This window comes from Parahaliea maris (assembly GCF_008064665.1).
In the GTDB taxonomy this organism is placed as follows: Bacteria; Pseudomonadota; Gammaproteobacteria; order Pseudomonadales; family Halieaceae; genus Parahaliea; species Parahaliea maris.
On the sequence record NZ_VRZA01000002.1, the window covers coordinates 181,854 to 201,374 of the forward strand.

The 19,521-nt window shown below is 63.8% G+C and carries 15 protein-coding genes; 2 read left to right on the forward strand and 13 right to left on the reverse strand.

Annotated elements, in window-relative coordinates:
- Position 1: 1 nt before the first annotated feature.
- From guaD to FV139_RS05335, 12 genes are all read right to left on the reverse strand, one after another.
- Positions 2–1,318, reverse strand: a complete 1,317-nt coding sequence (gene guaD / locus FV139_RS05280; protein WP_148067224.1) for a guanine deaminase — start codon at positions 1,316–1,318, stop codon at positions 2–4.
- Positions 1,315–1,848, reverse strand: coding sequence for an ureidoglycolate lyase (locus tag FV139_RS05285; protein ID WP_148067225.1), 534 nt, complete (start codon positions 1,846–1,848; stop codon positions 1,315–1,317). Before FV139_RS05285 ends, guaD begins: the two co-directional genes overlap by 4 nt.
- Entirely contained in the window at positions 1,848–2,189 is a 342-nt protein-coding gene (gene uraH / locus FV139_RS05290; protein ID WP_148067226.1) for a hydroxyisourate hydrolase, read from the reverse strand. Before uraH ends, FV139_RS05285 begins: the two co-directional genes overlap by 1 nt.
- Positions 2,186–2,686, reverse strand: coding sequence for a 2-oxo-4-hydroxy-4-carboxy-5-ureidoimidazoline decarboxylase (gene uraD, locus FV139_RS05295; protein ID WP_148067227.1), 501 nt, complete (start codon positions 2,684–2,686; stop codon positions 2,186–2,188). The genes uraH and uraD overlap by 4 nt, the downstream gene beginning before the upstream one ends.
- Positions 2,683–3,702, reverse strand: a complete 1,020-nt coding sequence (alc, locus tag FV139_RS05300) for an allantoicase (RefSeq protein ID WP_148067228.1) — start codon at positions 3,700–3,702, stop codon at positions 2,683–2,685. The genes uraD and alc overlap by 4 nt, the downstream gene beginning before the upstream one ends.
- Positions 3,699–5,072 carry an allantoinase AllB gene (allB, locus tag FV139_RS05305; RefSeq protein WP_148067229.1) on the reverse strand — a complete coding sequence of 458 codons (1,374 nt, stop codon included), beginning with the start codon at positions 5,070–5,072 and terminating at the stop codon, positions 3,699–3,701. The genes alc and allB overlap by 4 nt, the downstream gene beginning before the upstream one ends.
- Positions 5,065–5,928 (reverse strand): xanthine dehydrogenase accessory protein XdhC, encoded by an 864-nt coding sequence (gene xdhC, locus FV139_RS05310; RefSeq protein ID WP_148067230.1) that lies wholly within the window; start codon positions 5,926–5,928, stop codon positions 5,065–5,067. Before xdhC ends, allB begins: the two co-directional genes overlap by 8 nt.
- Positions 5,925–8,273 (reverse strand): xanthine dehydrogenase molybdopterin binding subunit, encoded by a 2,349-nt coding sequence (xdhB, locus tag FV139_RS05315; RefSeq protein ID WP_148067231.1) that lies wholly within the window; start codon positions 8,271–8,273, stop codon positions 5,925–5,927. Before xdhB ends, xdhC begins: the two co-directional genes overlap by 4 nt.
- Positions 8,266–9,708 (reverse strand): xanthine dehydrogenase small subunit, encoded by a 1,443-nt coding sequence (xdhA, locus tag FV139_RS05320; RefSeq protein WP_148067232.1) that lies wholly within the window; start codon positions 9,706–9,708, stop codon positions 8,266–8,268. The genes xdhB and xdhA overlap by 8 nt, the downstream gene beginning before the upstream one ends.
- A gap of 216 nt (positions 9,709–9,924) precedes the next feature.
- The gene (locus FV139_RS05325) at positions 9,925–11,226 is read right to left on the reverse strand and encodes an NCS2 family permease (protein ID WP_148067233.1); all 1,302 of its coding nucleotides are present in this window, start codon (positions 11,224–11,226) and stop codon (positions 9,925–9,927) included.
- Between the two features lie 13 nt (positions 11,227–11,239).
- Entirely contained in the window at positions 11,240–12,607 is a 1,368-nt protein-coding gene (locus FV139_RS05330) for an 8-oxoguanine deaminase (RefSeq protein ID WP_148067234.1), read from the reverse strand.
- An 84-nt stretch (positions 12,608–12,691) separates the two neighbouring features.
- Positions 12,692–15,247 (reverse strand): TonB-dependent siderophore receptor, encoded by a 2,556-nt coding sequence (locus tag FV139_RS05335; protein ID WP_148067235.1) that lies wholly within the window; start codon positions 15,245–15,247, stop codon positions 12,692–12,694.
- Positions 15,248–15,677: 430 nt separating this feature from the next.
- Here FV139_RS05335 and FV139_RS05340 point away from each other — a divergent pair, with 430 nt between their 5' ends.
- Positions 15,678–17,039: a uracil-xanthine permease family protein gene (locus FV139_RS05340; protein ID WP_148067236.1), complete on the forward strand. Its 1,362-nt coding sequence runs from the start codon at positions 15,678–15,680 to the stop codon at positions 17,037–17,039.
- Positions 17,036–17,701: a TetR/AcrR family transcriptional regulator gene (locus FV139_RS05345; RefSeq protein ID WP_213004028.1), complete on the forward strand. Its 666-nt coding sequence runs from the start codon at positions 17,036–17,038 to the stop codon at positions 17,699–17,701. Before FV139_RS05340 ends, FV139_RS05345 begins: the two co-directional genes overlap by 4 nt.
- Here the strand turns inward: FV139_RS05345 and FV139_RS05350 are convergent.
- On the reverse strand, positions 17,698–19,089 hold the full coding sequence (locus FV139_RS05350) for an amidohydrolase family protein (protein ID WP_148067237.1): 1,392 nt from the start codon (positions 19,087–19,089) through the stop codon (positions 17,698–17,700). The genes FV139_RS05345 and FV139_RS05350 overlap by 4 nt on opposite strands.
- Positions 19,090–19,521: the final 432 nt, after the last annotated feature.

Here is a 19,521-nt window from a genome sequence, read left to right on the forward strand (position 1 = left end):
CTCAGTGAGTATCCGTGTCGTCTCGGTGGTGGGCGCAATGTCCCGCAATGTAGGTCGCCAGTATGGCCCGGTCATCGCCTAGCATGGCCAGCACGAAAAGCTTCTCCAGCAGCGATGCGCAGTGCTGGTAGCGGAACGCCAGCATCGGCGTGGCTGCCGGGTCCAGTACCAGGAAGTCCGCTTCCTTGCCGGCTTCGAAGTTGCCGATATGCTGCTGGCAGTCGAGGCTGCTGGCGCCGCCCAGGGTCGCCAGGTAAAAGGCCTTGAAGGGGGTGAGCTTGTAGCCGCTCAGCTGCTGGGTCTTGTAGGCGTCGGCCATGGTTTCCAGGATGGAAAAAGTGTGACCGGCGCCGATGTCGGTGCCCAGGCCCACGCGGATGCCCTGCTGGACCGCGCGCTGCAGTTTGAACAGGCCGGAACCGAGGAACAGGTTGGAACCGGGGCAGAAGGCAATGTTGGATTCGGTCTCTGCCAACCGCTGCCACTCGGCATCTTCGAGGTGGATGCCGTGGGCGAATACGCTGCGCCTGCCCAAAAGCCCGGCCTGGTCGTAGGTGTCCAGGTAGTGTGCGCAGTCCGGGAACAGTTCCCGCACCCAGGCCACTTCATCCCGATTCTCCGACAGGTGAGTGTGCAGGTGTACGCCCGGGTGTTCCCGCAGCAGGCGGCCCGCCTGCTCCAGCTGCTCGGGCGTCGAGGTCGGGGCGAAGCGCGGCGTGACGGCGTAACGCAGGCGGCCCTTGCCGTGCCAGCGCTCGATCAGTTCCCTGCTCTGCTGGTAGCCCGATTCTGCGGTGTCGGTGAGGGCTTCCGGGGCATTGCGGTCCATCAGCACCTTGCCGCAGATCATGCGCAGGTTGCGCTGCTCGGCGACGGCAAAGAACGCATCGACCGATTCGGGGTGAACGGTGCCAAACACCTGGGCAGTGGTGGTGCCACAGCGCAGCAGTTCGTCGAGAAAGCGCTCGGCGATTGCGGCGGCGTGTGCCCGGTCGGCGAACTCGGCCTCGGTGGGAAAGGTGTAGGTTTCCAGCCACTGCAGCAGCTGTTCACCGTAGGCGGCCACCATTTTGGTCTGGGGGTAGTGGATGTGGGTGTCGACAAAGCCGGGGCACAGCAGCTTACCCGGATAATCATTCAGCGGGGTGCCGGGTGGCAGTTCGGGCAGCAGGGCACTGGCTGGTCCGGTGGCGCTGACCCGGCCATCCTCCACCAGCAACAGGCCGTCTTCAATGTACTGGTAGCTCTCGGCCAGCGGTACGCTGTCAGGGTCCTGCAGGAAGTGCAGGATGTCTCCGCGGAAGGCTTCCAGGCTCATGCCTGCTCCCCCGCGGAAAGCCGGGAATCTGGCGCCAGGGCAAACTCCAGTGAAGGTTCCAGTGCCACCTCGTCGCAGTTGTCACCGGGCCCCTGGCGGTCGACGACCAAAAAGTCGCTTGCCCCGTTTAGGGCCAGGGAGTAATGGTGCCAGGTGCCGCGACGGTAGTTGACGCCCTGGCCCGGCGCGGCCACGAACAGTGTCACTGCATTGACGTCGAAGGGCCCGGGGGGCGCGACGGCGACCAGATAGGGATTGGCAGACAGGGGCATGAAGGCCTGGCTGCCCCGGGGGTGACGCTCCATGACCTCGGCTCGAAAGGGCAGCGCAACCGGCTGGCTGCGGAAGATGCTGATGATGGCGGCGTCTTCCTCGCCCGACAGTTCCGCCTGGGCCAGCGCGTGGTAGCGGGTAGTGCGTCCGTAGTTGATCGGGAAGTGTTCGCGGCTGGCACTGGCCTCGATGACATCGCCGTAGGGCGCAAAGGCGTCGGCGGTCAGTGGCTGGGCGTACAGGCGGCGGATCGACATCAGGAACCCCGGTAGGTCGAGTAGCCGTAGGCGGAGAGCAACAGGGGAATGTGGTAGTGCTCCCCCGTGTCCGGCAGGTTGAAGACCACGTCGGCCCAGGGGTAGAACACCGGGGAGCCCAGCGCTTCGAAGTAGGCGGCGGTGGCGAAGTGCATGCGGTAGGTGCCCGCGGGCAGGACCAGGTCCTGGGGACACAGTCCCGGGAGGCGTCCGTCGCTATTAGTGTGGCCGCCTCCAACCCGCTCCCAGTCGTCACCCGCCTGGCGGTAGAGCGTGATGGCCACATTGGCGGCGGGGCAGCCGCGCGCCGTGTCGAGAATGTGGGTAGTGATCTGGCTCATAGCAGTTTGTCCAGGCGGAGTTGGAAGATTTTGCGCTGCTCTTCGGCGGCGTTTGCCAGTTCCTCTGCGCGCGTGTTGGGTAGCCGCGCCTTGAGCAGGGCCAGCATGTCTGCCGCGCTTTTTCCCGTAGCGCAGACTATAAAGATAAATCCGAAGCGCGCCTCGTAGTCGCTGTTGCCCTGGGCCAGTTCCGTAATGACCGCCTCGGTGGCGCTGGCCACCGCAGCCTGCTCCCCGGCGGCCAGTTGCTTGGTATCCGCGTACTTCGCCTTGAGTGAGTCGACGTCGCCGATTTTGGGGTGACCGTCAAAGGCTTGCAGGTAGTCCGCTTCCTCCAGGCCTCGCCATACCGTATCGGCCGCGTCCTTGAGGCTCTGGGCATCGGCGAAGGGGCGTGCCGCCACGAGTTCGGCGATCCAGCGCTCGCTGGTGCAACACTGGCGCAGCTGCTGTGCCGCCTCGGCCGGCGATGCCGCGTTGAGCGCCTCGATGCTCACTTCAGCCGCTCCCACTCCGGCAGGCCGATGACCCGCAAGCGGCTGACTCCGCCATCCGGGAAAATGTTCAGCCGCATATGGGTAAAGGTCTGTTCGGGGCTGGTCAGGATCTGGTCGATAAACACCTGGGCGCGGTCGGGGCCCAGTGGCGTCCGGTCGATGACGGTAATCCACTCGGTGTTCTCGTCGGTTTCCCGTCCCTCGATGCAGGCGGCTTCCAGTACAAACTCGTCCGGGTAATTGCCCACGAAGTGGGCGGTGTCCACGATCACTTTGCGGATATTGCCCGGCACGCCGAGACGCAGGATGCACCAGTCATTGCCATCGTCCCGGCGCCGGCGGGTCTCCCAGCCGTCGCCCATATTGTCGCCGGGGTGGGGTAGTACCAGGTTGTGGGGTGAACTGTAGAACTGGTCGCTGCACTGCTGGCCGTAGCCGCCGAGAGCTGCGCTGGCGAGGTCGACCAGCTCGCCCTCCACATAGTGCTCCCGGCGCGGCTTGGCCCGGCCCCAGGTGCGCAGGCGGGCGACGCCGCCGTCAGGAAAGATCTTCAGGCGCAGGTGGGTGCAGGGCCTGCGTTCGCTGACGGCAAACTCGTTCTGGGCGTTGGCCTCTAGCGCCGATTTCGGCAACAGGCTGAACCACTCGGTGTCGTCGTTAATCGGGCCCTCCACCCAGGCCCCTTCCAGTGAAGCGTACTCCGGGGCGTTACCGCGAAAGTGGGTGGTTTCCACATCGACGATGTAGATGGAGCCGGGTATGCCCAGCCGCAGGATGCACCAGTCGTAGTCCACGCCCTGCTGGTCCCGGTCGCGGCGGCGGAATGAACGGCGGGACTCCCAGCCGTCCATCCACTGCCCCGTGGCGACAAAATGCCCCTGGCGAAAGATCGGGGGGTTGGGATTGACCAGGTTGGAGGCCTCGGCAAACCACTGGTCGGAGCAGGACAGGGCGCGCCCCCCGATCCGGCCGCTCAGCAGGTTGATGAAATCACGGGTGAACTGGTCAGTGATCATGTCTGGGTTCCGTACTGTTTCAATAGCGGTCGGCCGCGGGCGTGACCGACGACATCGCTCCCTCGGAAGATGTCTTCGCCCCGCAACAGGGTGCGTTCCACCCGGCCTGTGACCTTGTGCCCGGCATAGGGCGTGATCTTGTGCCGGTACTTGATGATCTCGGGTGTGATCAGGTACTCGCCGGTATCGTCGAACACCACCAGGTCGGCATCGTAGCCCGGTGCGATCCGGCCCTTGCGCTCGCCCAAACCGGCAAAGCGTGCCGGGCGGCTCGCCATCCACTCGACTATCTCGGGCAGGCTGAACCCTCGCTGGCGGGCCTCGGTCCAGATCAGTGACAGGCCAAACTGCAGGGAGGAAATACCACCCCAGGCGTTCTCCAGGTCACCGCTGTCCAGGTGCTTGAGCTGTGGTGTGCAGGGTGAGTGGTCCGACACCACCAGTTCGATGATGCCGTCGGCCAGCCCCTGCCAGAGCTTGTCGCGGTTTTCATTCTCGCGAATGGGCGGGCAGCACTTGAACAGGGTTTCACCGTCGGGGCAGGCCTCAGCCCACAGGGTGAGGTAGTGGGGGCAGGTTTCCGCGGTGACGGCCAGGCCTTCTTTCCGGGCGGCGGCAATCATGGCGATGGCGTCGGAGCTCGACAGGTGCACAATGTGCATCCGCGCGCGGACGCCCCTGATCTGCGCTTCCCGGGCGAGATCGATGACCATCCCGATGGCATCGTTCTCCCACTGCCGGGGGCGGGATGCCAGGAAGCTCTGGTAGCTGCGGCCGATTTCCGCCGGAGGCGTATTGTCGCGGTCGAGCTCCGCGTGCACCAGGTAGGGCAGATCGTAGTGGGCGAGGGTAGGGATTGCGGCGCGCATGTGTTCCGCTTCCACCTGGGGGAAGTCGTCCACGCCGGAAAAAATCGTGAAGGACTTCACTCCGAGGATGCCTGCGCGACAGAGGGCGTCGAGTCCGTCCAGGCTATCCGGGACCACCCCGCCCCAGAAGCCGCAGTCCACCCACAGCTGGTCCTGCACGGCGGTCAGCTTTTCCTCCAGGGCGGCGACGGTGGTGGTGACCGGGATGCAGTTGAGGGGCATGTCCACCACGGTGGTGATGCCTCCCGCTGCGGCCGCCTGGGTGGCCGTATCGAAGCCTTCCCATTCGGTGCGGCCCGGCTCGTTGATGTGCACGTGGGTATCGACCAGCCCCGGCATCAGCACTTTGTCGCCAAGGTCTTCCAATGGACAGCCGGGCTCGGCCTGCCAGTCCAGGATGTCGGCAATTTTGCCGTCGGCAATCACTACCGTGGCGGCGCGTTCTTCACCGTCGCTGATCACCCGGCGGCTGCGCAGGGCCCGGATGCTGGCTTCACTCATGGGGAGCCTCCGGACCGGCCAGTGCCTCCCGGACCGGCTGCAATGCTTTCGCATCCGGACCGGCGGCGGGGGTTGCGACCTGCTGCTGGTAGAGGTTGATGATCTGGCCAGCCACCGACACGGCGACTTCCACCGGGCGTTTACCCGGGATGGTGTCCAGGCCAATGGGGCAGTGCACTTGCTCCCAGGCGGCAGGGGAAAAGCCTTCATGCTCGAGCCGCATGCGAAAGCGCCGCCACTTGGTCAGGGAGCCGATGAGGCCAACGTAGCCTGCATCGGCACGTTTCAGGGCGGCCTTGAGGATGGCGTAATCCTGCTGGTGATTGTGGGTCATGATCAGGTACCAGGTGCCTGCGGGCAGGTTCGCCACCTCTGCCGAGGGATCGTCGCTGAAGTGCGCTGCGCCCGTTCCGCTGTCCGGCGCCTCGCTGAAGTGCTCGCGGCTGTCGAACCAGTACAGTCGGCATGGCATCTGCTGCAGCAGGGGAGCCAGGGTACGGCCCACGTGGCCGGCGCCGAACAGGGCGACGTCCAGGGCGGTCCCGGCAAAGCTTTCGAACAGCAGGCTGGTACTGCCGCCGCAGCATTGGCCGAGGGTCGGCCCCAGGGGCAGGTATTCGATGCGCTGGCCTTCTGTGCCGAGCATCTCGGCGGCGATCTGGGCGGCACGCAGTTCCAGGTGGCCACCGCCGATGCTGCCGTAACTGCCGTCGCGGGCAAACACCATCTTGGTGCCGGTGGGGCGTGGCGTCGAGCCCCGGGTGCCCAGCTGGGTCACCAGGACGTAGTCTTCGCCGGAGGCCTGCAAGGACTGTATGGCCTCGCTCCAGTGCAGGTGGGTGTGCAGTTCCTTCATGGTCTTGGCTCCCGGTGCGCCGTGCGCACGGCCTGACAGGCCGCCAGTACCCGTTCGGGGGTGGCGGGTGCGTCCAGGGGAGGACTGTGACGATATTCACCGAGACTGGCAATGGCATCGCGCAGCGCAGCCCAGACGGAGATGGCGAGCATCAGCGGGGGTTCTCCCACGGCCTTGGAATGGAAGATGGTCGCTTCCGTGTTGGGGCTGTCGGGCAGCAGTTCCACGTTCAGTATCTCGGGGGTGTCGCTGATGGCCGGTATCTTGTAACCGGCAGGGCCGGTGGTCTGCAGGCGACCGTCCTCGCCCCAGACCAGTTCCTCGGTGGTCAGCCAGCCCATGCCCTGGATAAAGCCCCCTTCGACCTGGCCGACGTCGATGGCCGGGTTGAGGGAGTCGCCCACGTCCTGGCAGATATCGGTGCGCAGTACCCGGTACTCACCGGTAAGCGTGTCCACCACGACTTCCGATACCGCCGCGCCATAGGCGTAGTAGAAAAACGGCCTGCCCTGGGCGGTGGTGCGGTCGTAGTGAATTTTGGGCGTGCGGTAGTAGCCGGTGGCCGAGAGCGGGACGCGGTGCATGTAGGCCAGTTGAGCCAGTTCGGCAAAGCTCAGCTTGTGTTCTCCGGCGCGGATATAGCCGGCACTGAAGTGAATCTCATCCTCCGCCACCCCGAAGTGTTCGGCTGCGAAGACGGTAAGCCGCCTGCGAATCTTGCCCGCTGCATCCTTGGCCGCCATGCCGTTGAGGTCGCTGCCTGAAGACGCCGCTGTGGGTGATGTGTTGGGCACCTTGTCGGTGCGGGTGGCGGTGCAGGTGATACTCGCCAGGTCGACCTGTAACTCCCGGGCCACGACCTGGGCGACCTTGGTGTAGAGCCCCTGGCCCATCTCCGTGCCGCCGTGATTCAACTGGATGCTGCCGTCGGTATAGACGTGCAGCAGGGCGCCGGCCTGGTTCAGGTGCTGCACGGTGAATGAGATACCGAACTTGACCGGTGTGAGGGCCAGGCCGCGTTTGAGCACCGGGCTCGCTGCATTGGCCTCGCGAATCGCCTCCCGCCGGGCGCGGTAGTCCGCGCTGCGTTCGAGACGCTCCACCAGTGGCGCCACAATGTGCTGGTTGAGCTGCTGGCCGTAGTGGGTCGTGTCGCGACCGCCTTCGGCAGTGTAGAAATTGCGCTTGCGCACATCGAGCGGGTCCAGCCCGGTGGCGGTGGCTATCTGCTCGACGATGTTCTCGATGGCCAGCATGCCCTGGGGGCCGCCAAAGCCGCGAAATGCCGTGTGGGAAACCGTGTTGGTCTGCACCCGGTGGCCCCGAATGTGGGCCGCCGGCAGGAAGTAGGCGTTGTCGGCATGGAACATGGCCCGGTCGACGATGGCATCGGACAGGTCTGGCGACATGCCGCAATTGCCCGCCAGTTCCAGGTCGAGGCCGAGAATCATACCGTCGCTGTCGAACCCGACCTCGTAGCGGCTGTAGAAGGGGTGGCGTTTGCCGGTGGTGATAAAGTCCTCGGCCCGGGCCAGGCGCAGTTTGACCGCGCTCCCGGTGTGCCGGGCCAGCAGCGCCGCCAGGCAGGCCCATTGGTTGGCGTTGGTCTCCTTGCCGCCAAAGGCACCGCCCATCCGGCGCACCTCACAGGTGACAAGGCTGAGTGGCAGCCCCAGCACCTCAGCTACCAGCTTTTGTCCCTCGCTGGGGTGCTGGGTGGAACTGTAGACCAGCATGCCGCCATCGTCCTGGGGCACGGCCATGGCAGCCTGGCCTTCGAGGTACATCTGTTCCTGGCCGCCGCTGTGAAATTCACCGCGCAGGGTGTGGGGCGCTGCCTCCAGGGCGGCGCGGGTATCCCCACGTTGCTGGCTGTGGGTGGGGCGCACAAAACGCTGTTCACCGATGCCATCGACCACGTCCAGTGCCGGTGGCTGTTCCTCGTACTCGATACTGGCCAGGCGGGCCGCCTGGCGGGCGACCTGCTGAGTGCTGGCGGCAACCACGAAGAGAACCTGGCCGAGAAAGGACACCTCGCCCTCGGCCAGTAGCGGATCGCCGGGAAACACGGGGCCGATGTCGCGGTGACCCGGGATGTCGTCGCAGGTCAGCACGGCGGCTACGCCGGGCAGGGCGCGTACCGCGCTCAGGTCCATGGACAGGATCCGGCCCCGGGCGACGGTGCTCAGGCCTGGGTAGGCGTAGAGCAGATTGGCCGGCGCCGGGAGATCGTCGACATAGCGTGCCTTGCCGGACACGTGCAACGCAGCGCTATCATGTTTCACCGCTCCGGCTGTTGCGGGGCCGCTGGTACTGGCTTCTCTTTCTTCCGGCAGCTTACGCATAGTGGGTCACCTGCAGCTGCGCGGGGGAAAGCTGCTGCGACAGCCAGAGCCGGCGCAGAAGGTTGGCGGCGACCTCGCTGCGGTAAGCTGCGCTGGAGCGAAAGTCCGAGATGGGGGTGAAGTCCCCATGCAGGGCGAGGCAGGCTTGCTCCAGGGTTTGCTCGTTGAAGGCCTGTCCTGTCAGGGCTGCCTCGGCAGCCGCCGCGCGCCTGGGTATTTCGGCCATACCGCCAAAGGCGATGCGCGCCGCGGTGATTGTCTCTCCCTCTCCCTGCAGGGTGAGCCGGAACGCAGCGCAGACCGTGGAGATGTCGTCATCCAGGCGTTTGCTGACCTTGTAGACCTGGAACAGGTCGCCCTCATGGGGCAACGGAATGCGGATCGCCTCGATGAACTCACCGGGCTCCAGCGCCGTCTGCCGATACGCCTTGAAGAATGCGTCGATTGCCAGCTCGCGTATTGTTGCACCTTTACGCAGCACCAGGGTTGCCTCCAGGGCAATCAGTACGGGTGGCATGTCACCAATGGGTGACGCATTGGCGATATTGCCTCCCACAGTGCCCTGGTTGCGGATTTGCTGTGAACCGAGGCGCGCCAGCAGCTCCCGCAGCGCGGGCCAGTGCGCGCTCAGCGTAGCCTGGCACCGGCTGTAGGTTACGGCAGCGCCAATTTCCAGGTAGCCCTCTTTCTCCTCCAGCCGCAGTAGTTCGGGTACGCAACCGGTGAATACGAGTCTGTCGCTGGGCTTGAGAGCCTGGGTGAACTCGAGGGCGAGGTCGGTGGCGCCGGCAACCAGTCGCGCATCGGCGTGGTTTGTCAGCAGGGTGGCCAGCTCCTCCAGTGTGGTGGGGGCGTGGTAGCTCTGCTGGGCAAGGTGCAGGCTGCCGGGGGCCGCTGCCAGGGCCGTGAGCCGTTCGGCGACGGCGCTCTCGCCGGCGCTGAAGGCATCCTCGATGGCCGGGTCGTACATCTGCACGGCGGCCTCGACAATTGGCCGGTAACCGGTGCAGCGACAGAGATTACCTCCCAGGGATTCGAGGATTTCCTCGCGTTCCGGCACTGCGTGATTCTTGCGATGGGCAAACATCGACATCACGAAACCGGGGGTGCAAAAGCCACACTGGGAGCCATGGCAATCCACCATGGCCTGTTGCACAGGGTGCAGCCGGTCTTCGCTGGCCAGGTCTTCAACGGTGAGCAGCTGGTGTCCGTGGAGATTTCCCAGCGGGGTGATGCAGGCGTTGAGACTACGGTAGTGAAGCCTGCCGTGCTCGGGGGCGGCGACCACGACGGTGCATGCTCCACAGTCCCCGGAGGCGCAGCCCTCCTTGGTTCCAGTGCGGCCCAGGTGATCCCTCAGGTAGTCGAGCACGGTGGTACAGGGGGCGACCTGGTCGACTTCCTGAAGCTCGTTATTGAGTAAAAATCTGATCATGCCGGGCGCCGGAAAAAACTTGACGATAGTGTCAAAAAACTTACCAGAGTTCGCCGGTTGGCGACAGCGTTTTGTGCCCTGTTGGGCCTGCATTTGCGCCTGTCACCCAGTATAGGTCTGCCCCTTGAACCCTGGATGAAGACGGTAACAGGGGAGGTCAAGGGCCCTGAGATGGCGTCGGTTTGGCGCTTGGCTGGCATGGTAGCAATTCCTCTGTCAGATAAAGGCAAAACGGGCCAGGAAGATACCGCCCAGCACCCACGCGCCCAGCGAGACCTGTCGCGAGCGGCCGGCCACCAGCTTGACGGCAACGTAGGTAATGAAGCCGATGGCGATGCCATTGGCGATGGAAAAGGACAGGGGGATCATGACCGTGGTCAGCAGGGCGGGCAGTAACTCGGTTGGGTCTTCCCAGTCCAGGGCGTGCAGGCCGGAGAGCATCAGCAATGCAACGTAGAGCAGGGCCCCGGCGGTGGCGAAGGCCGGAACCATACTGGCCAGCGGCGATAGAAACATGGCGAGCAGGAACAGCGCACCCACGGTGACCGCGGTGAGTCCGGTGCGGCCGCCGGCCGCCACCCCTGCGGCGCTCTCCACGTAGCTGGTAACCGGGGCGCAGCCGAGAAAGGCGCCCAGTACACTCGCGCTACTGTCGGCCTTGAGGGCGCGGTCCATGTTCTGGATTTCACCTTTGTCGTTGACGAGGTGGGCCCGGGTGGCCACGCCGAGCAGGGTGCCCGCGGTATCGAAGAGATTGACGAACAGAAAGGCGATGATCACGCTGACCATGGCCACATCGAGGGCGCCGGCAATGTCGAGCTGGAACAGCAGGGGGGCAATGCTGGGCGGTGCCGAGACCAGCCCCTGGTAATGGACTTCTCCGATCAGCAGGCCTATTGCGGTAGTGCCGAGGACGCCGAGCATGATCGCGCCAGGTACCTGCCGCACCGACAGCGTGGTGATCAGCAGAAATCCAATCGCGGATAGCAGGGGTCCGGGTTGGGAGAAATCGCCCAGGGCCAGCAGGGTCGCCGGGTTGGCGACGATGATGCCGCCGTTTTGCAGGCCGATGAATCCGATGAACAGCCCCACGCCGGCACCCATTGCCACGCGCATGTCCAGTGGAATGCTCTCCAGCATCCAGGCGCGCAGGCGAGTCACGCTCATCAGAACGAACAGCACACCGGAAAAGAACACCGCGCCCATGGCCACCTGCCAGGTGTAACCCATCTCACCGACCACGGTGTAGGTGAAAAAGGCATTGAGGCCCATGCCCGGCGCCAGTCCCACCGGCCAGTTGGCATACAGGCCCATGAACAGGCAGGCCAGTGCAGCCGCCAGGCAGGTGGCGGCAAAGCTGGCGCCTTCGTCCATTCCCGCCGCGGCCATCATCTGCGGGTTGACGAAGATAATGTAAGCCATGGTAATAAACGTAGTCGCGCCCGCCAGGATTTCGGTAGAGGCGCGGGTGTTGTGCTCATCCAGTTTGAACAGGCGATTGAGCAGGTCTGGCTTCATCGAATCGGTCCTTCTATGCGCGGTAGGTTTGCAGCAGGGTCGTGGCCTGACGGCGTTGTTGCGCCTTGAGCGCGTCGAGGTCAAGGCCGACGATCTCACCGTCGGTAACTCGCCATTCTCCGCCCACCATCACCCGGTCTGCTTTGTGTGCACCGCACAGGAGCAGGGCGGCCAGGGGGTCGTGACTGCCGGCAAAGGGCAGCTCGTCCAGCTTGAACAGGGCCAGGTCGGCCTGCATGCCCGGTGCCAGCGTACCGATATCGGAACGGCCGAGTACAGCGGCGGAGCCGGCCGTGGCCCAGCGCAGTGCGTCGATATGGGTGACCGCGGCGGCGCCGTAACGCAGGCGCTGCAGGTACATGGCCAGCCGCGCTTCAACGATCATGTTGCTGCTGTCATTGGATGCGGAACCGTCCACGGCCAGGCCGAGCCGGACCCCGGCGCCTTCCAACTCCAGGCTGCGGCAGATTCCCGATGCCAGCATCATGTTCGAGCCCGGGCAATGGGCGACGCCGACGCTGGCAGCACCGAGACGGGCGATTTCTGCATCGTCGAAATGGATGCCGTGGGCCAGCCAGGTCCGCGGCTGTAGCCAGCCCACGCGCTCCAGGTAATCCACGGTCCTGCAGCCAAAGCGCTGCAGGCAGAAGTTTTCCTCGTCGAGCGTCTCGGCGAGGTGGGTGTGTAAAAGTACGTCGTGCTTGTCTGCCAGGGCTGCGCTCTCGCGCATCAGTTCCTCGCTGACGGAAAAAGGTGAGCAGGGTGCCAGGGCAATCTGCACCTGCGCGCCCTCGCCGGACTGGTGATAGCGCTGGATGACGCGCTCGCAGTCCGCGAGGATACGCTCCTCGGATTGCACCGTGCTCTGGGGCGGCAGGCCGCCGTCATCGACTCCCAGCGACATCGAGCCGCGGGTGAGGGTAACCCGGTTACCGATGGCCGCACTCGCCTCAACCTGGATGTCGATGGCATCTTCCATTCCCTCGGGGAACAGGTAGTGGTGATCCGCCGCGGTCGTACAACCCGACAATAGCAGCTCGGCGAGGGCGACCTGGGTTGCCGTGTACAGCATCTCGGGCGTCAGGCAGGCCCAGACCGGGTAGAGGCTCTGCAGCCAGTCGAACAACTCCTTGTTCAGGGCCTCGGGCACCGCACGGGTCAGAGTCTGGTAGAAGTGGTGGTGGGTATTGACCAGTCCTGGCAGCAGGACGTGATCGCGGGCGTCAAAACTGTGATCCACCGGAACTGACGGTGTTTCACCGGCGGCCAACAGGGCTTCGATGCGATCGCCGCAGATCACGACACCGCCCGCCGCGGCATCGGGAGTAGCGGTAAAGCAGGCCTGCGGATTCCTGATCCAGGTGCGACGGGTCGCGTTCATTCGGTCTCCTTGTAGACGCTGGCAAAGCTCGAAGGCTAAAAAAGGCGCCCGCAGGCGCCAATCAATGGTGACGACTGCCGGTTGTCAGTAGTCACCGAAAGAATAGCTCAGCGTCAGGGCGACCGTGCGGCCTTCCGACGGCTTCACTACCACCGAGTCAAACAGGTCCGCCGAGGTGTAGTACTCCTCGCCGGTCAGGTTGTTGAACTGCAGCAGTGCCGAGAAGCGGTCGTAGACGTAGCCAAGTGAGCCCGTCCAGACCATGTAGTCGGGCAGCTTGATGGTCTCGAGCGCGTCGGTATAGGTTTCGTCTACCCAGGTGAAGCCGAGGGATGCCGTGAACTCGCCGTCGAACAGCTCCTGGTTCCAGGTGCCGTACAAGCTGACGATGTTGTCCGGCAGACCGCCCCGTTCCAGTTCGGCGCCGACACCGGTGAAGGTGTCGCGGTCGCCGGAAATCCGGCCGCCGTAGACATCCTCCGGGTTCAGCCCGTTCTGGGCGGCGAACTCGGCGCCATTGATCACGACGAAGGTGTTGCCGATCTCGGTCGTTTCGCTGTGGGTGGCGGTGGCCAGGAAGGACAGGTTGTCGTTCACCACGCCGCGGAACTCGAACTCGTAACCGTCGGAGAACACGTTGACCAGTGCGGCAGTCTGGCCGGCACGCTCGGTTTTCTCCTGGTCGTAGTAGGTCAGGGCAGCGTAGATGCGATCATCGAAGCCGGAGAATTTCACCCCGATTTCCTTCAGTTCGGAGTCCTGCAGGAAGGCGCTGGTGGGCACCGAGGCAGGGATGATGTTGCCTAGCTGCTCGGTGCTCAGGGAGCTGGATTCAGCGTAGGTTGCGTAGGGCACCAGGCCAAAGTCCGTGCGATAGGAAAGGCTGAAATTGTAACTGGTGGCATCGTCGCCGCCGCTCACCTGGCCATCGGGGATGCTGTCCAGGGTGGCGTAGGGGATGTTCAGCAGGGTGACCGCCGTTTCCTCGGCGTCGATATCGAAGTCATCGTAGCGCGCGCCCACCAGCATGAAGAACTTGCCGAAGTTGATGTTGGACACGAAGAAGATGCCGAGATCATCCGACTCGGACTTCTGCCCCAGGTTGTAGTTGCGGCCCGGGTCGCCGGAGGCAATACCGATGTTGTTGCCATCGGCATCGGTCTCGAACACCACGCCTTTGAAAGGATCGGTGGTGGCAGGGGCAATCCGGTCGTCGGGGGTTGGCCCTACGCTGATGTCGCGGAAATCGAAGGTCTCGTCGAAGAAGGCGTGGTTCAGCTCCAGGTTCTCCTGGCGGTAGCTGGCCCCCACCACGGTGTCGAAACCGATATTGTCAAACTGGTTCTTGAAATTGAGGGTGGTGCGGAACTCCCACAGGTCGGCATCGGGGTAAAAGGCGGTAAAGCCCCAGCTCTGGTACTTGGTGTGGTCCATGTAGTCGTAGAAGAACTGGTTCTTCCACACCATGTCGTTGTCGAAGGTGTGAGTGACGTCGAAGTAGGCGGTCAGGGCCGTGGTGTCGGCGAAGTCCTCACTGTCGATGAAGGTGGTGTCGTGGTCGAGCTTGGTGGTGCCGACGTTGCTCAGCGGCGAGATCCACGGGGTGTCGTTACCACCGAAACAGGTGATCTCCCGGCCGTTGTACACAGCTGTATTGAAACCGAGACCAGGTACACAGAAGGTGCCGACGCCGGAGAAGGAGTTGTTGATGTCCACCCCGGCCCCGGCGGAAATAAAGCCGGACTCATTGGGGCGCAGGTCCACGCCGCCGTTGCTGTTGCGTGAAGGCGGCGAGCCGGTGATGTAGGTGCCATTGTCGATCAGCTCCTGGGTGACGCGGTTCCAGCCGGGCACCTGAATGCTGTCGGTTTCCTGGTACTGGACACCGAATTCCAGCTTGGTCTTGTAGCTCAGGTCGATGTCGAAGGCCAGTTGGACCAGTTCGTGGCTGGGCTCGTAATCGTCGAAATAGGACTCGGAATCTTCCACTTCGGCAAACAGTTGCACCCCGCCCTCGGCGTCACCCAGGGTGAAGGGCATGCCGAACTCACCGGTCAGTACCCGCTGGTTGTAGGAGCCGTAGGTGCCCTTGATCTGGCCGCTGGGGCCGGCGATGTACTTGTTGTCCTCGCTCTTGGCGGACTTGGGTATGTAGTTCAACTGGCCGCCGATGCTGCCGGTGCCGTACAGCGGTGATACCGGGCCGCGGAGAATTTCCAGCCGCTCCGCGCCGCCGACGATGGTGTTGAAGGCGCCGGGGTTGGCGATACGGCGAAAACCGCGGAAGTAGTTGTCGGCGGGCTCGCCGCGAATATCCATCGCGCCCTTGATACCAAAGAAGGAACTGGTAAACGCCCCCGGCGTCAGGCGCACGAGGTCATCGACACTGCGCAGGGCAAATTTCTGGATCAGGTCCTCGCGCACCTCGGAGATGGAGCGCGGGGTCTCGGCGATGGTCATGTCCAGGCCAAAGGCGCTGTCGGTAGGCTGGTCGGGCAGGATGCTGAAGTAGTCTCCCTTGCCCACTACCACCACTTCTTCCAGTTCGGTCTGCGCCTGGCCGGCAAGGCTCAGGCTTCCGGTGACCGCAAGAACGGCCGCTGCCAGTGGTTTTCTGGCGGCATTGCGATGCTCGTACATTGTGTTTCCCCCACAAAAAATAAAAGAGCAAAAGGACCCAGATTTCGTTGTTGTTGGTGCCGGCAGGGCTAAAGCATTTTCCGTGCCACCTTCTTGACGACACTGTCAGGAAATAGTTGGCAAATTTCCCTGGAGCTGGAAAAACCGGGGGTTTTTGCCTGCATTCAGGGCCAATGCCCCTGCTGCTGCAGGTCCTGGAGGGGGCGGGCGAGGCCTGGGTGGGCGTCATACACGCTTGCTATTGGTGCGGGGCCTGCACCTGAGTTGTGCATTTTCTGACACTTGTGTCAGAAAAGTGGCCTCTTTGGGAGCGCTGTGGGCCGCTGTACCGGGGCTGCGGGCCGCTTGGCACGTATCCTGCTCTTTCCCGTTGATCAACGGCAATGTAGCCGCATTGCCGCCGTTGCGCGGCTGACAGGGGAAGAGAACAATGACCGAACCCACACCCTCGGATCTGATATACCGTCTGGAAGACAGGCCGCCGGTCCTCGAGTCATCCTTTGCGGCCCTGCAGCATTTGCTGGCCTCGTTTGTCGGCATCGTGACCCCGACCCTTATCATCGGCAATCTGCTGGGGCTGCAGTCCGAGGTCCCTTACCTGGTGAGTATGGCCCTGCTGGCCTCGGGTATCGGCACCTTTATCCAGGCCTATCGCCCGCTGGGAATCGGGGCGGGCATGCTGTGTATCCAGGGCACCAGCTTTGCCTTCCTGGGGGCCATCCTGAGCGCCGGTTTCATGGTGAAGGACCAGGGCGGCGGGCCAGAGGCAATTCTCTCGCTGGTGCTCAGCATGTGTTTTATCGGCTCTTTTGTGCAGATCGGCCTGAGCCAGGTGATCCCTCGCCTGCGCCGGGTTGTGACACCACTGGTGACGGGAATCGTCATTACCAGTATCGGGATCAGCCTGATCAAGGTGGGTATGACCGACCTGGCGGGTGGGCAGAATGCAGAGGACTTCGGCGCGCCCCAAAACCTGCTGCTGGGCTTCTTCGTGGTGGCCATCATCGTCGCGATGAATACCTCGTCCAATCCCTGGATCCGGCTCTCCTCGATCATTCTCGGCCTGGTGGCGGGGATCGTGGCGGCGCTGCTGACCGGGATGCTGGCGCCGGGTGCGCTCTCCTTCTCGGCCGATCTCGCCATTCCCCAGCCCTTTCGCTACGGCTTCAGTTTTGACCTGGCGGCGTTTATTCCGCTGGCGGTGATTTACATCATCAGCTCGGTGGAAACGACCGGTGATCTCACCGCCAACTGTGTGATCTCCAACCAGCCCATCGAGGGAGACAGCTATGTGCGCCGTATTCGCAGCGGCGTGCTGGGCGATGGGCTCAATTCGATGATCGCGGCGCTGCTCAACTCCTTTCCCAATACCACCTTCAGCCAGAACACCGGTGTGATCCAACTGACGGGCATCGCCAGCCGCTACGTGGGTATGTACGTGGCGGGCATCCTGGTGGTGCTGGGCCTGTTCCAGGGCATTGGCAATCTGCTGCTGACCATTCCCAAGCCGGTCCTCGGCGGTGCCACCCTGGTCATGTTCGGGACGGTAGCGGTGGCGGGCATCAAGATCCTGGCCACCGAGCATCTCGATCGTCGCAAGGTGATTATCATCGCCGTGTCCTTCGGCTTTGGCCTGGGGCTGGCATTGGTGCCGGAAGTGTTTTCGCGGGCGCCGCAACTGGTGCAGAATATCTTCAGCTCCGCCGCGGCGACGTCGGGGCTTACTGCAATCGCACTCAGTTTGCTGATACCCGAAACCGCTGAGCTAACCCTGGAGGAAGCCACAGCATGAGCAAAGGCCTCGCCCACGTGGAACTCGAACTGCCCTCACACAAGGGCGAGAAGTCCACCGGCCGTATTCGCAAGAAAAACGAAGAAAAGATCATCAATGCCGCCAAGGAGGAGTTCGCGGAAAAGGGCTACCACGGCGCCACGATGGACTCCGTCGCCCGCCGCGCGGGCTTGCCCCGGCCGAACGTCCACTATTACTTTGACAACAAGCTGCAACTCTACGCCGAGATCCTGAGCATTATCGTCGACCTGTGGGACGACGCGCTCAACGACCTCGACCCCGCAGAGGAGCCGGCGCTGGCCCTGCGCGAATATATCCAGCGTAAAATGGCCTTTTCCCGGCGCTACCCGCTGGACTCACGTATCTTTGCCAAGGAGGTGCTGTCAGGTGGGCCGCGGCTGGAGACCTATTTCCAGCGCGGTTACCGGGCCTGGTTCGAGCGCAAGACCCGGGTGTTTCACGAGTGGGCGGCCCAGGGCAAGATGGACCCGGTCGATCCGGCCCACCTGATGTTCCTGATCTGGAGCGCCACCCAGCACTACGCCGATTTCGAAACCCAGGTGAACGCCGCCCTGGGTGTCAGCAAACTCAATGACGAGGAATTCGACGCCGCCACCGAAACGGTGGTGTCGGTGATTCTCAAGGGTATTGGCGTGAGTTAACCCGCCCGCTCCAGCAGGCGCCTGCTGGCCTCGGCGACCCGCGCCCGCATCTGCGGCAGGTCGATGCCCGTCACTTCGCCATTGCTCACCACGCTGCGTCCATTGACCAGTGCCGCCCGTACCTGCACCGGCTCACCGCACAGAATCGGTGCCCACTCGGGAGTATGCAAACCCCAGTAGCGCGGTTGATCCAGGGCGTAGAGCACGATGTCAGCCGGGGCACCCACCCTGATCTCACCCAGGGCCGGCAGGCCGACCATGCGGGCCGCGTCCACAGATGCCCAGCGCAACAGGGTATCGGCGCTGGTGGCCGCAGCGCCGCCCTGCGCCCGGTGCAGCAGCCAGGCCAGGTTGAGTTCCTGCACCATGGAGGCGTTTTCCGAGGAGGCGGAGCCGTCCACGCCGAGGCTGACCGGCATACCCGCCGCCGCCATCTCGAGCACCGGGGCAATGCCGCTTCCCAGCCGGCAGTTGGAAGTGGGGCAATGGGCGATGCCGGTACCGGTGGCAGCGAGGCGGCCAATCGCTTCATTGTTGGCGTGGACCAGGTGGGCGAACCAGACATCGCTCCCCAGCCAGTCACAGGACGCGGCGTAGTCGACGGCGGAGAGGTTTTCCCGCTCCCGGGCCTGCTGTTCGTCGAAGGGCACTTCCAGCAGGTGGGAGTGCAGCCGCAGGGCGTGCTGCCGGGCGTAGCCTGCCAGCGCCTGCAAATCCTCCCGGGTCGTGCTGTGGATGAGGCTGGTGGGCGCCACCACCAGGCGGCGCATGGCATTGTCTTCGCCCTGGTGGTAGCGCCGACGCGTGCGCTCGAGGCCATCGACGAACTGGGCCAGTGTTTCCGGCTGCACCGCGTTGCCACGCATCCCCCGATGGCTGCCGCTGGTCGTCGCGCCGCCGCGGCACAGCACGAGGCGGATGCCAAGGTCCTCGGCCGCCTGCCACAGGGCCTCCTCCACGGCCTGGCCGCCACCCCCATGATACAGGTAGTGATGGTCGCAACAGGTCGTCGCCCCGGAACGCAGCTGTTCCGACAGCCCGACGATGGCTGCGCTGTACATGATGTCCGGGTCGATGGCGGGCCAGTAGCGGTAGGGGACCGCGGCGAGCCAGTCACCGAGGGGTTTGTCGAGTCCCGCGGGGATGGCCTTGAGAATGCTCTGTGCGAGGTGGTGGTGGGTGTTGACCAGGCCCGGGTAGATAACACAGTCAGTGGCGTCGATCACGCTTTCCCCCGGCGCCGGCTGGAGGTCGCGACCCAGCTGGCTTATGACACCGTTGGTGACGCGCAGGTCCCTGGGTGGGTGTGATGGGGAGGAAGAGGAGGGGGCATCGGCGGACCCGGAGGGAGAAACAATAGCGATCGCGTTGCGGACAAGGACATTCATCGGTTGGCTCCTGTTGGGCTCAGAGCAATGTCCCGGGTGGCCCCCTGACCGCTTCTACTGCTGAGTGCTGTAAACACGCAAAGCACTATAAACAGGGTTGCTGCGGGGAGTAAAGTTGTGGGGAGTCCCCGGTACTATTTTCCCTGCCTCGCTGGCTTTCGGTGCAAAAATGAGGTGCATGTTGCGCCAGCCTGGTGCGTGCAGTGGCCGGCATTGCCGGTGGCGAATTGCCAAGCACCTGATTCTAAAGAAAAATGTATGTGTGGCATGGTTTGTGTATTAACTTTGGTGCATTGCGTACTGGTGCTGATCAGTGCGTTCTGCAAGGTGCCGGCAGACGCTGTCCTTCCCTGGGAGCGGCCGGTGCCCTGACAATGATGAATGAGTAGAAGCTGTCAGGTGTCTGGCCCCGCTGCGAGCGGGTTCTTCGGG